11 protein-coding genes are annotated in these 13087 nt (G+C 68.2%); 6 read left to right on the top strand and 5 right to left on the bottom strand.

Going from position 1 to position 13087, the window contains the following annotated elements:
* Positions 1-205: 205 nt before the first annotated feature.
* The 3 genes from C7H84_RS04535 to C7H84_RS04525 form a co-directional block, all read right to left on the bottom strand.
* Positions 206-631 (bottom strand): cupin domain-containing protein, encoded by a 426-nt coding sequence (locus tag C7H84_RS04535; protein ID WP_205611391.1) that lies wholly within the window; start codon positions 629-631, stop codon positions 206-208.
* Between the two features lie 11 nt (positions 632-642).
* The gene (locus tag C7H84_RS04530) at positions 643-1080 is read right to left on the bottom strand and encodes a carboxymuconolactone decarboxylase family protein (RefSeq protein ID WP_121857606.1); all 438 of its coding nucleotides are present in this window, start codon (positions 1078-1080) and stop codon (positions 643-645) included.
* Between the two features lie 120 nt (positions 1081-1200).
* On the bottom strand, positions 1201-2673 hold the full coding sequence (locus C7H84_RS04525) for a PLP-dependent aminotransferase family protein (RefSeq protein WP_121857605.1): 1473 nt from the start codon (positions 2671-2673) through the stop codon (positions 1201-1203).
* Positions 2674-2982: 309 nt separating this feature from the next.
* On the opposite strand from C7H84_RS04525, the gene C7H84_RS04520 reads away from it, so the two are divergent.
* Together C7H84_RS04520 and C7H84_RS04515 are read left to right on the top strand one after the other, a co-directional pair.
* Positions 2983-3900: a LysR family transcriptional regulator gene (locus C7H84_RS04520; RefSeq protein ID WP_121857604.1), complete on the top strand. Its 918-nt coding sequence runs from the start codon at positions 2983-2985 to the stop codon at positions 3898-3900.
* A 153-nt stretch (positions 3901-4053) separates the two neighbouring features.
* A complete protein-coding gene (locus tag C7H84_RS04515) occupies positions 4054-4803 on the top strand; it encodes an SDR family oxidoreductase (RefSeq protein ID WP_121857912.1) in 750 nt (249 codons plus the stop codon).
* Positions 4804-4916: 113 nt separating this feature from the next.
* Here the strand turns inward: C7H84_RS04515 and C7H84_RS04510 are convergent, their stop codons facing one another.
* Together C7H84_RS04510 and C7H84_RS04505 are read right to left on the bottom strand one after the other, a co-directional pair.
* Entirely contained in the window at positions 4917-6554 is a 1638-nt protein-coding gene (locus tag C7H84_RS04510; protein WP_121857603.1) for a glycoside hydrolase family 32 protein, read from the bottom strand.
* A gap of 166 nt (positions 6555-6720) precedes the next feature.
* Complete coding sequence (locus tag C7H84_RS04505) at positions 6721-8301, bottom strand: glycoside hydrolase family 68 protein (RefSeq protein ID WP_121857602.1); 1581 nt, start codon at positions 8299-8301, stop codon at positions 6721-6723.
* Between the two features lie 188 nt (positions 8302-8489).
* Between C7H84_RS04505 and C7H84_RS04500 the strand changes: the two genes are divergently transcribed.
* The 4 genes from C7H84_RS04500 (at position 8490) to C7H84_RS04485 (ending at position 13074) form a co-directional block, all read left to right on the top strand.
* On the top strand, positions 8490-9503 hold the full coding sequence (locus C7H84_RS04500; RefSeq protein ID WP_121857601.1) for a substrate-binding domain-containing protein: 1014 nt from the start codon (positions 8490-8492) through the stop codon (positions 9501-9503).
* A 410-nt stretch (positions 9504-9913) separates the two neighbouring features.
* Positions 9914-10600, top strand: coding sequence for a type 1 glutamine amidotransferase domain-containing protein (locus tag C7H84_RS04495; RefSeq protein ID WP_121857600.1), 687 nt, complete (start codon positions 9914-9916; stop codon positions 10598-10600).
* A 144-nt stretch (positions 10601-10744) separates the two neighbouring features.
* Positions 10745-11854 (top strand): NADH:flavin oxidoreductase/NADH oxidase, encoded by a 1110-nt coding sequence (locus C7H84_RS04490; RefSeq protein WP_121857599.1) that lies wholly within the window; start codon positions 10745-10747, stop codon positions 11852-11854.
* Between the two features lie 149 nt (positions 11855-12003).
* Complete coding sequence (locus tag C7H84_RS04485) at positions 12004-13074, top strand: AI-2E family transporter (RefSeq protein ID WP_121857598.1); 1071 nt, start codon at positions 12004-12006, stop codon at positions 13072-13074.
* Positions 13075-13087: the final 13 nt, after the last annotated feature.

The raw sequence follows: 13087 nt of genomic DNA, 5'->3' as shown, positions 1-13087 counted from the left end.
GGCGCGGTAAACGAGTGGGTGCCGCGGGTGGAATGTAGGGAACGGCTAATGGGGAAACCGAAGGAGAGCCAGCGGCGGGTACCGCCGGGGAGGTGTTTGAGGATGGCAAAGCCGGGTCGCGGCCCGGGACCGTTGACGCAACTGCGCGGCACGGGCAGCGCAGCTCGGGCGCGTGCCTGCCACGGCACGCGCCCCTCCAGCATCGTTACTGATCGATCGGCGACTTCAGCGGATCGTGTTCGCCGGTGAGCCCGAACACGACGAGTTGCGCGGGCTCGGTCGCGCTCGCATTGCGCGACACCTGATGGCGCGAGCCAGGCGGTTCGTACCAGCCTTCGCCGGCGCGATAGCGATGCACGGGGCCGCCGTTGACCTGCGACAGCACTTCGCCTTTCGACACGACCGCGAACACCGAGCCGAGGTGTTTGTGCGGCTCGGAAGCCTGGCCGGGCGCATAGTCGACGGTCGCGACGACGGCGAGCTTGCCGGGCGCTTCGGGCACGGCTTCTCGCATGATCGCGTGCACGTTGTCGCCGGCATCGTGCGCGTCGGCGGCAACCGGCAGCGCGGCGCCGAGCGCGAGCGACGCGCACAACAGCGCGCGACGGAGCGTGGAGCGGGGGCGCATCATCGTCGCCCCCTTTACTCGGGCATCTTGCGGAACGCGATCGCGAAGCGGTTCCACGAATTGATCGTCGCGATCAGCATCGACAGGTCGAACAGTTCCTCGTCGCTGAAATGCGGCTTCACGGCTTCCCACACGGCGTCCGGCACGTGATTGTCGGCGACGAGCGTCAGCGCTTCGGTCCACTCCAGCGCCGCGCGTTCGCGTTCGGTGAAGAACGGCGTTTCGCGCCACACGACGACGGCCGCGAGACGGCGGTCGGTCTCGCCGCCCTTGCGCGCATCGGTGGTGTGCATGTCGACGCAGAACGCGCAGCCGTTGATCTGCGACGCACGCAGCCGGACGAGTTCGGCGAGCGGCTTCTCGATCGAGCTCTTCGCGAGGAATTCCTCGGCGTTGCGCATCACCTTGATTGCATTCGGGCTGGCGGCATAGAAATTCAGGCGCGGTTGCATGGCGGGTCCTCTTTCGGTTGGTGCGCACGGCGGCGCGACAGGACCCACTTTAAGCATGTCACTGGACTGCTTGAATGGCCAATTCTGGGGAAAATGAGGTAACCAGTTGGCTAGGACCCGCTAGCCGCCGCCGAGATGGCCCGAGCCCAGCAGCGCGGCGAGTTTCGCAAGCGCGGTATCGATGCGCAGCGCGTCGATCCCGCCATAGCCGAACAGCAGCCCCGCGCGGGCCGCCGAGCCGACGTGGAACGCCGAAATCCCGTACAGACCGATGTCATGCTGACGGGCCGCGCGGATCAACACGGCTTCATCGAGCCCCGGTTTCAGGTGCGCGGCGAGGTGGATCCCGGCGGTCGGCACGATCGTGTCGAACCACGGCGCGAGGCCGCCGCGCAGATGCGCGAGCAGCATCTTGCGGCGCGCGTCGTAGTGCTTCTGCACACGCCGCAGATGCCGCGCGAAGTCGCCTTCGAACATGAAGCGCGCGAGCGCCGCCTGCGTCAGCGTGCAGGTGTGCCAGTCGACGATCTGTTTCGCCTTGGCGAGCGCGCCGCGCAGCGCGCGTGGCGGAATCGCGTAGCCGATCCGCAGTTCAGGAAAGATCGTCTTCGAGAACGTGCCGACGTACGCGACGAGGCCCGTGCGGTCGAGACTCTTCAGCGACTCGACCGGCCGGCCTTCGAAGCGGAATTCGCCGTCGTAGTCGTCCTCGATGATCACCGCGCGGCGGCGCTGCGCCCATTCGAGCAGCGCGACGCGCCGGTCCAGCGTCATCGGCATCCCGAGCGGGAACTGGTGCGACGGCGTCACGTACACGAGCCGCGCTTCGTCGGGCAGCCGTTCGGTGACAAGGCCGTGCGCGTCGACCGGCACGCCGATCACCGTCGCGCCGAGTGACGCGAATGCCGCGCGTGCCGGCGGATAGCCGGGATTCTCGACCGCGACGACGTCACCCGGCCGCACGACCACGCGCGCGAGCAGGTCGAGCGCCTGTTGCGCGCCTTGCGTGACGAGCACGTCGTCCCAGCCGCACGCAACCGCACGGCTGAACGCGACGTAGCGCGCGATCGCGCCGCGCAGCTGCGGATCGCCGGCCGGGTCGTGGTACTGGCCGGGGCCGCGCGCTTGCTGGCGCAACGCGTGATGCAGACAGCGGCGCCACGCGTCGAACGGGAACAGCGTCTTGTCGGTCACGCCGCCGCGGAAGTCGAAGGCGGGGGCGTCCTGCGGCGCGGGCATCGCGAGCGCGTCGGGCAACTCGTCCCACAGCGCGCGTGCGTCGACCGCATGGGTCGGCGGTGTGTCGTCGACCAGCGACGGCGTCGAGGCCGCCGCCGCGTGCGGCACGCGTGCGAGGCCGTCGGCGACGAACGTGCCGTCGCCCGCACGTGTGTTCAGGAAGCCCTCGGCGACGAGGCGCTCGAACGCGTCGAGCGTCGTCTTGCGCGACACGCCGAGCTGCTTCGCGAGATCGCGGGTAGACGGCAGGCGGGCACCGGCTTCGAGCCGCCCGTCGACGATCGCGGTGCGCAACTGCCGGAAGATTTGTCCGGTCAGGTCATGGCGGCCTTCGATACGGATCGCGATGTCCATCGCAGTGGTTACCTCGAATGCGGGAATTTGATGTTGATCAGCATACCGGAAGCGCGCGGAGCGGATCGGCATTCGGGGGCGCGCGGGTGGCGTTGCGCGGCCGGGAAAACGGCGTGGTGCCGCTGGAACGGAGGGGCCGTTCGGCTGTGCTGGATGAGGCATCGCCGGAGAATACGGGCCGGGGGGGATCCGCCGGAACCGGGCTGCCGGGCTAACGGGCCGCCGCCTATCGCGGCGCGGCACCATTTGATTGGACCGCCGGCCGCCGCTGCCTTACGATCCATCCCAACCCCCGACCGGAGTGCCCGCATGCTGTCCGAAGACGAACTCGCGCTGCTCGATGCGATCCGCGCCACCGGCAGCCTGTCGCGGGCGGCCGCGCGGCTCGGCAAGGCGCCATCGACGGTGTCGCACGCCGCGCGGCAGCTCGAAACGCGCTTCGACGCGCTGCTGTTCGACCGGCGCGGCTACCGGCTGCAGCTCACGCCGGCCGGCCAGTTGCTGACCGACGAGGCGGCGCGCGTCGCGCTGGACGTCGCGCGGCTCACGCAGCGCGTGCGGCAGGTCGCGAGCGGTTGGGAGGACCGGTTGTGGATCGTCAGCGACGAGGTGCTGGAGTTCGATACGCTGCTGCCGGTCGTCCGCGCGTTCGATGCGCTCGAGTCCGGCGTGTCGCTGCGCTTTACGCACGAAGTGCTCGGTGGCACCTGGGAAGCGCTGCGCGACGGCCGCGCGGATCTGGTCGTCGGCGCGACCAACGAGCCGCCGGCGATTCCGGGCTTCAAATGGTTCGAGCTGGGCGCGATGGAATGGGTGTTCGCGGTATCGCCGCGCCATCCGCTTGCGGCAGCGAGCGAGCGGCTCACGCGGGACGCGATCGGCGCGCATCGCGCGGTCGTCGTCGCCGATTCGTCGCGGCGCGCGGTCGGCCGCGCGTACGGACTGCTCGGCGGCCAGCCGGTGCTCGCGGTGCCGTCGATGCGCGCGAAGATCCTCGCGCAGCGCGACGCGCTCGGCGTCGGCTGGGTGCCGCGCCGGCGGGTGGCGTCGCTGCTCGCGCGCGGCGAACTGGTGGAGAAGGAAACGGTCGATCCGCGCGAACCGAACGTGCTGTATGTCGCATGGCGCGGTGACCGCGACGGCCGCGCGCTGCAATGGTGGCTCGAACAACTGCGCGAACCGCGGCTCGCACAGCGGCTGCTCGACGGGATTGACGTGACGGGCTAAGCCCGCCACGCAATCGTACGACTGCCCGGCCCGATCCCGATCAAACATGTTCGAAGATTTCGAACATGTTTGCCGCGCCGGTCGTACGGCAAGGCTGCGCGCCGCGCGCATCCTGTGTTCACGGTCAACTCACCGGTTCAAAAGGAGAAGGTCATGCAACGCTTCGAAGGAAAAACGGTACTCGTCACGGGCGGCAACAGCGGGATCGGCCTGGCGGCCGCACGGGCATTCGCGGCCGAAGGCGCGCGGGTCATCATCACCGGTCGTGACGAGCAGACGCTCGCCGCCGCCCGCGACACGCTCGGCGACGGCGCGCTCGCGATCCGCAACGAAGCCGGCAGCGTCGCATCGGCGCGGGCGCTGGCGGATGCGATCGCGGCGTCCGGCGCGCGGCTCGATGCCGTGTTCATCAACGCGGGCGTCGCGAAACTCGCACCGTTCACGGATATCGACGAGGCGTTGTGGGATCTCGTGTTCGACACGAACGTGAAGGGCGCGTATTTCCAGATCCAGGCATTGGTGCCGCTGCTGAACCGCGGCGCGTCGATCGTGATCAACGGATCGATCAACGCGCACATCGGGATGCCCGGTTCGTCCGTGTACGCGGCGAGCAAGGCGGCGGTCAATTCGTTCGCGAAGACGCTGTCGACGGAACTGCTGCCGCACGGCGTGCGGGTGAACGTCGTGAGCCCCGGGCCGGTCCAGACGCCGCTGTACGGCAAGCTCGGGCTCGACGCGGCGACGCTCGACGAAACCGCCGAGAAGATCAAGGGACTCGTGCCGATCGGCCGGTTCGGCACGCCGGACGAAATCGCGTCGACGGTGCTGCACCTGAGCGCGCCCGAATCCGCGTTCATCGTCGGCGCGGAAATCATCGCGTCGGGCGGGATGGGCTTGCTCTGAGCGTGAAACCGGCGGGGCCGTGGCGCCTGACGCGACGTCGGGCGGCGCGGCCCCGCCGTCGCTTCGTATCGCTAGTCGCTAGTCGCTAATCGCTAATCGCTAATCGGTAGTCGCTAGCGCGATGTGCAGGCGCCGCGGGCCGTGTCGGCCGTATCGAGCTGCGTCACCGTCAATCCCGAAAACGTCGCGCGGCCCTGCTCGGCGAACACGGCGACCCGGTCCGCATCGAGCGGCGGAAAGATCAGGTCCGTCAGCACCGTGCGGCCGCCATTCGCGAACACCTCGACCGACCCGCGATCGACGACGATCTCGAGTTGCAGACGGCCGTGCTCGAGCGGCAGATCGACGATGTGTTCGCGGCTGAACGTGCCGGCGAAATCCGTTGCACCGGAGCGCGAGCGGTCGAGCGTCAGCGTGTGCTTGACCGTGTCGTATACGATCCGCGTGCCGATCGTGCCGTCCGCCGAGCCGCGCACGATCACGCCCGCGCGGGCCGCATGCTGCGGCGCGAGCGTCACCGTGATGCGCTGCACGACGCCGCGCGTGGCGGCCGACAGCATGTGCGTGGCGGAGTCGACGCTCAGGTCGCCTTCATGCACGGCCGGCCGCCCGTCGGCCCACGCATCGAATGCGGCGGCCGGCGTGACGACGAGCGTCGGTTCGCCGTCGATCGTCTTCAGCGCGAGTTCGCGCGGCAACGTCGTTGCGCCGCGCCACGGCGCGGTCGGCGCTTTCGCCGCGTAGTCCCAGTTGCTCATCCACGCAATCGCGAGCGGGCGCGCACCCGGCGCACCGGAGAACGTACCGGCCGCGTAGAAATCGGCGCCGTGATCGACCCAGCGGAAGCGCGCGGGATCGGAACCGGCCGGCGCGACGCGATCAGGAGTGAACGTGCGGCCGTCGAAGTTGCCGACGAAGTACATCGCACCCGAACCGCCGGCGATCGACCACGGGTTCACGTTGACGATCATCACCCACTTGATGTGTCGCGGATCGTCGTCGACGGGCAGCGGCACGAGGTCGGGCACCTCCCACAGCGCGCTCGCGTGCGGCACGTCGGGGAGCGTGAAGTCGCTCAGGAACGACCAGTGGACCAGATCGTCGGAACGGTAGAGCTTCACGACCTGCGCGTCGGCGACGACCGTCGTCATCAGCCAGTAGCGTCCGGGCGCGTACCACGACACCTTCGGGTCGCGGAACTGCTTCGATTCCGGATCGAGCGTGAGCACCGGATTGTGGGCATAGGGTTGCCACGTCGCGCCGTGATCGAGACTGTACGCGAGCGATTGCGCCTGGGTGCCGGGCGCGTGGCCGGAGCCGGCCTGGTAGACGCTCGTATAAAGCGCGACGAGCGGCGTGACGCCGGGTGCGCCGAGGCCGGACGTGTTGTGCGTGTCGGCGACGATCGAGCCGGAGAAGATTTCCTCCGTCGCGTTCACGCGCATCGCAACTGGCTGCTCGCGCCAGTGGACCAGGTCGGTACTGGTCGCATGGCCCCACGACATGTTGCCCCAGTCGTTCCCGAGCGGGTTGTACTGGTAGAACAGGTGATAGCGGCCGTTTTCGTACACGAGGCCGTTCGGATCGTTCATCCAGTTGCGTTGCGGCGTGTAATGCAGCGCGGGTCGCCATTGCGGCGTGCCGCTCGCGAGCGGCGCGCCACAGGTTGCGTATGCGGCCTGCATGCACGACGCCCCTGCGAGAAGCAGGCCGGCAAGCCGAAAGGAACAGCGGAAAAGCAGCGATCTCATGCAGGATTCCGTGCTTCGCGGCGCGAAGCGGAAAGCAGGGCGCATGCCGCCGGCAACGGCGGCATGCGCGGACTGAGGAACAAGAATGGCAGGCGTGCACGGGACACGGGCAATACCGGCGCAATACCCGCCTGCCGAACCGACAAGGGTTACGAGGCCGTTGCGATTACGGCCGCGTACCGGAGCCGCCGTCGTTGTGACCGGCGCCCGTCGCCGGCAGGTTCGACGGGATGTCGCCGTAGCCGCCGAGACCGCCGCGGCCATAGGCGCGGTCGACCGCCGTCGACGTGCCGTTGATGTTGACTTTCACCGTCGGCGCGAGCGTGCCGCCGCGACGCGGGCCGATCGCATCGATGAACGACTCGACGAGCCCGCCCGGCATCACGTAGTGCGAATACGACTGGAACTCGCGCGGGTTCTGGTTCGGATCCTGCGAATACGGCGCGCCGGCCGGCGCGGAGAAGTCGGTCGGGTTGCCGAGCACGAGGCCGCTGCCGCCGTTCAGCGGCTGGAAGTCGCTGCGGATACCGTTGCCGACGAAGCCGTAGACGCCGTCCGGCCCGTCCACGCCCGCGGCCATCGTCGTGCGGTGGCTGATCGTGAACAGGTAGTACTTGCCGTCCTTCAGATAGATCTGCGGACGCTCGGTCTGGTCGTCCACGCAGTTCGCCGACAGGATCGGCGGCAGGAACTTCCATTCGGTCAGTTGCGGGTTCGTCGCGACCGCCAGGCCGACATTGGCCTTTTGATACACTGCGCCCGAGTTCATCACCGCGTTGAGGTCTTCCTTGTACGGATCGTTCGGCGCGTAGCCGAGATCGGCCTCGGTGCAGGTCCGCGCGCCGCGCTGGCCGCCCGTGTTGCCTTCGAACACCATGTAGGTCTTGCCCGGATGCGCGGGATCGGTGAACACGAACGGATCGCGGAACGAGAAGTAGGTGTTCTGCTGGCCGGTCTGGTAGTAGTTGCCGTCCGGCTGCAGCAGCGCCTTGTGATCGTCGAAGCCGCTGAACCACACGTGCTTGTCGTCGGCGTGGATATGGCCGTCGGTGCGCGTGATGATCGCCTGCGGCGGCGTGATGTCGGCGCCGCCGGGCGCCGAGCGGTTGAACGACGTCGCGGTGTAGTACAGGCTGACGTTGTCGCCGTTCGTGAGACGCGCGGAGCCCGACCATTCGGCGTTGTTGGTCATCGGCGCCGTGCCGAACACCTTCGCGCTCGCGCCGTCCGGGAACAGGTGGCCGCCCCAGGTCCAGCCGCCGTTCGCGGGCCGCTGCGACGCGGGAACGCCGGCACGGCGATAGAAGAAGCCGATGCGCGCATGGACGTGACGGTCATCGAACGTGTAGCCCGCATGCGGGTCGGCGGTCAGCGAGAAGATCACCTCCCAGCCCTTGTAGCTGAGCTGGTTCGCGCGCAGGTCCGCCAGCGGCCACGTGTCCCAGACCCACACGTTCGAGTTGACCAGCGGGAAATCCTGCGGGATATCCGGCATCGTCAGCGCTTGCGGCAGCGAGTTCCGGTCGGCGCCGGCCGTGTGCGACTGCGCGACGATCTGGCGAATGTCGGCGCGGGTCCAGCGCATCGTGAAGTTGCCTTCGGGATCGTAGGCCTGTTGCGTGTGCGGCGTGGGCGCGGGTGCGCCGGCGGTCTGCGCATGCGCGACGGACGCGAACGCGGCCACTGCGGCGCCGGCGAACAGCAAACGTTTGGCCGCGGTCGTGCGGCAAAAAGGAAAGTAAGTCATGTCGGCGTAGTTTCCGTTGACGGTGAAAGAAACGATTGAGGGCGGTACCGATATCCAAACCGGTTTGGATGCTATTTCAAACCGGTTTGGACGTCAAAAGATAAATATTTGACGGTAATAGCTACCGTTCGGAAATAATTGCCACAGGCGGCGATTGGCCGAACGGAACCCACAACGCGAGGAGCGACGTGAAGGTGAATCTGAAGGCGCTGTCGGATGCGCTGGGGCTGTCGCGCACGACGGTCAGTCGCGCGCTGAACGGCTATGACGACGTGAGCGAAGCCACCCGCGAACGCGTGATGAAGGCTGCGCGCGAGCTCGGTTACGTCGCGGATCCGACTGCGCGCCGGCTGGCGACGGGGCGCGCCGATACGATCGGCATCGTGTATCCGTTCGGCGCGGGCGATCTCGGCGATCCGCGCTTCGGCGAAGTCGTCGCGGGCATCACCGAGCGGCTCGCCGAGCGCAATCTCGACTTCATCATCGCGTCCGCGCGGCCGAACGCCGAGCTGGACACGTATCGCCGGCTCGTCGACGGCAAGCTCGTCGACGGGCTGATCGTCGCGCGCACGCTGGTCGACGATCCGCGCCTCGCGTATCTGCGGTCGAATGCGTTTCCGTACGTCGCGTATGGCCGCACGCAAGCCGCCGAGCCGTACGCATGGTTCGATTTCGACAACGAGGCCGGCGCGCGCGACGCGGTGCGGCGCCTGATCGGCTTCGGCCATCGGCGCATCGCGATGCTCAGTGCGCCGCTGTCGCTCAATTTCGCGATGCAGCGCCGCGCCGGCTATCTGGCGGCGCTGCGCGAGGCCGGCATCGAGCCCGATCCGGCGCTGCTCGTCGAATGTGCGTTTACGCGCGACGGCGGGCGGCAGGGTGCGCAGGCATTGCTCGCGCAGGCCGATCGGCCCACCGCGCTGCTGGTCGACAACAACATCGCGGGCGGCGGCGTATTCCGGGCGCTGGTCGACAGCGGCTTGCGGCTCGGAACGGACATGTCGTTGATCGTCTACGACGGCGTGCCGCCGGACATCGCACATCCGCATCGCGTGACGGCGGTCGTGCAGCCGACCGGGCATGCGTCCGGACGAACGCTCGCGAACTTGATGCTCGGGCTGCTCGCCGACGGTACGCACGGCCACCGGCTCGAGATCCCGGTGATCGAGGCCGGCGATACGGACGGGCCGGTGCACGGCTAGGCGAAGCGGCGGCGCGAGTGGGGCGCGATCGGCAACGGACGTTGCCGCACCCGCGCCGTCGCAAAAGCCATGTCGACGGCAGGGCTGATCTTCGATCTCTAGACGACCGGTCTAATCGAGCGCTATCATTCGCGCTGACGAATGCGACGCCGTTCCTGAACGTGCATCCCGGACGCGAAAATGCCATATCGCGCTGCGATGCTGGTCGTGCCGGAGCGGTCGTCATTTTTTTCGAGTCTTGTCTAGACGACTGGTCTAATACAAATTCGATCAACATTTTCGCTACGTGGCCGGCACGTTGACGCGTGCCGGCGGACTAACCGGCAGGCACGCCGTCAGCGGCGCAGGCGGCGTGTGTCACGCTGGCCGCCGCGACGCGGCCCTGTTTCCCCTCTGAAGGAGTTCCGATCATGAAGATTCTGGTTGTCCTGACTTCGCACGACACGCTCGGCGACACCGGCAAGAAAACCGGCTTCTGGCTCGAGGAACTGGCCGCGCCGTACTACGCGTTCAAGGATGCGGGCGTCGAGCTGACGCTAGCGTCGCCGCAGGGCGGCAAGCCGCCGCTCGACCCGAAAAGCGCCGATCCGACCGCGCAGACCGACGCCACGCGCCGCTTCGACGCGGACCCGGCCGCCAAGGCCGAGCTCGCCGCCACGCGCAAGCTGGCCGACGTGTCGGTGGACGATTACGACGCGGTGTTCTACCCGGGCGGGCATGGCCCGCTGTGGGATCTTGCCGAGGATCTGCATTCGATCGGCCTGATCGAGCGCGCGCTGTCGGCCGGCAAGCCGGTCGCCACCGTGTGCCATGCGCCGGGCGTGCTGCGTCACGTGAAGGATCCGAAAACCGGCGAGTCGGTCGTGCGGGGCAAGCGCGTGACCGCCTTCACCAACAGCGAGGAAGCGGCCGTCGAACTGACGGAAGTCGTGCCGTTCCTCGTCGAGGACATGCTGAAGACCAACGGCGCGCAGTTCGAGCGCAGTGCCGACTGGGCGCCGCATGTCGTGACCGACGGGCTGCTGATCACGGGGCAGAACCCGGCATCGTCGGAGCCCGCGGCCGAGGCGCTGCTCGCGCAGCTCAGCCGTCAATAAGCCGGCCCGGCGCCGGAACCATCGGCGCCAGGCTGTTGCTGTCGTCGCGCGCAACCGGCCCGGCGACGGCCCGCATCGTTCCGCCGCGCGTACCGCACGGCGGCTCGTCCAGTCGTTTCGTAGAACCAAGCAAAGGAGTGGTGGATGTCTGCCCTGTTCGAACCGTTCAAACTCAAGGATGTCACGCTGCGCAACCGCATCGCCGTGCCGCCGATGTGCCAGTACGTCGCCGAAGACGGCGTCGTCAACGACTGGCATCACGTGCATCTCGGCAGCATCGCGCGCGGCGGCGCGGGCCTCGTGATCGCGGAGGCGACGGCCGTGTCGCCGGAAGGCCGGATCACGCCGGGCTGCGCCGGGCTGTGGACCGACGCGCAGGCCGACGCGTTCGCGCCGTCGGTCGCGGCGATCAAGGCGGCCGGGGCGGTGCCGGGCATCCAGCTCGCGCATGCGGGCCGCAAGGCGAGCGCGAACCGTCCGTGGGAAGGCGACGACCACATCGCCGACGGCGACCCGCGCGGCTGGCAGACCATCGCGCCGTCGGCGATCCCGTTCGGTGCGCACCTGCCGAAGACGCCGCGCGCGATGACGCACGACGACATCGCGCGTGTGCAGGCCGATTTCGTCGCGTCGGCGAAGCGCGCCCGCGACCTCGGGTTCGAATGGCTCGAACTGCACTTCGCGCACGGCTATCTCGCGCAGAGTTTCTTCTCCGTGCATGCGAACCAGCGCGATGACGAGTACGGCGGTTCGGCCGAAAACCGCGGCCGTTTCCTCGTCGACACGCTGAAGGCCGTCCGTCAGGTCTGGCCGGAGCACCTGCCGCTGACCGCGCGCCTCGGCGTGATCGAATACGATGGCCGCGATGAAGAAACCCTCGCCGAATCGATCGCGCTCACGCAGCGGATGAAGCGGGAAGGGCTCGACATGCTGAGCGTGTCGGTCGGCTTCTCGACGCCCGATGCGCAGATTCCGTGGGGGCCGGCGTTCCTCGCACCGATCGCGGAACGTGTGCGCCGCGAGGCCGGCCTGCCGGTGTCGTCCGCATGGGGCATCGACACGCCGCAGCTTGCCAATCGCGTCGTCGCCGAGCAGCAGCTCGACCTCGTGATGGTCGGCCGCGCGCATCTCGCCGATCCGCACTGGCCGTACTACGCGGCCAAGCAGCTCGGCGTCGAGCGTCCGTCGTGGACGCTGCCCGCGCCATACGCGCACTGGCTGGAGCGGTATCGCGTCGCCGACAAAGTGGCCTGAGCATGCGCCGCGGCGCGGCGTCCGCGGCTCGCATTTGACGATGCTTGGCAGTGCGTGTGCATGCCATTGCGGCGTCGATGGATAGAATGGCGGTTCGACCAGGCTCGCAGCCTGCGCGAACCGCCATTTTTCATTTCGACAGAGGTGTCATGGGCGCACACGTCCCGCCGTCTCCCGATTCCGCCGCACGGCCGCGCGCGCAGCAGATCGCCCGCGCCGTGCTGTACGCGGCGCTGCTGATGCTCGCGCTATGGGTGATCCGCGATTTTCTTCCCGCCATCGCATGGGCATGCGTGATTGCGATCGCGCTGTGGCCGCTGCTGAAACGCTTCGAATCCGATCGCTGGTTTCGCAACCGGCCGACCCTGATCGCGACCGTGATCACCACGGGCGTTTCGCTGCTCGTCGTGCTGCCGGTCGCGATCGCGCTGGGGCAGGCGATTTCGCAGGAGCACGACCTGAGCATCTGGCTGCATTCGATCCAGGACAACGGTATTGCGCTGCCGGACGTCATCAGCCGCTTGCCTTACGGCTCCGCGCAGATCACCGAATGGTGGCAGGCCAATCTCGGTCATCCGCTGCACGCGGCCACGGCGATGCATGGCGCGAGCGGCGAGAAATTCATCGCGTTCGGGCGGCAGTTCGGCTCGAAGCTCGCGCATGCGCTGTTCGAGTTCGGCTTCATGCTGGTCACGCTGTTCGTCATCATGCGAGCCGGCCACAAGTTGTCCGGCGCGTTGCTGCAGGGCGCGCGGCGCGCATTCGGCCCCGGCGGCGGCGAGCTGATCGAGCGGATGGCCGCGGCCGTGTACGGCACGGTGACGGGGCTCGTCGTCGTCGGTCTCGGCGAGGGGGCGATTCTCGGTGTCGCATACGCGCTGGCCGGCGTGCCCCATGCGGCGCTGCTCGGCCTCGTCACGGCGGTGGCCGCGATGCTGCCGTTCTGCGCGCCGATCGTGTTCTGCGGCGCGGCGCTCTGGTTGTTCGTGCAGGGCGCGACCGTGTGGGCCGTCGTGGTGCTGGTAATCGGCTTCGTGGTCGTGTTCGTCGCCGAGCATTTCGTGCGGCCGGTGCTGATCGGCAGCTCGACCCGCTTGCCGTTCCTGCTCGTGCTGTTCGGCATCCTCGGCGGTGCCGAGACGTTCGGGCTGATCGGGCTGTTCGTCGGCCCCGCGCTGATGACGGTGCTGACGATGATGTGGGCCGAATGGGTTGCATGACGATGCGCTACAT

Source organism: Burkholderia sp. Nafp2/4-1b (assembly GCF_003635165.1).
Taxonomy (GTDB): Bacteria; Pseudomonadota; Gammaproteobacteria; order Burkholderiales; family Burkholderiaceae; genus Burkholderia.
This window is presented reverse-complemented; position numbering and strand designations above follow the sequence as displayed.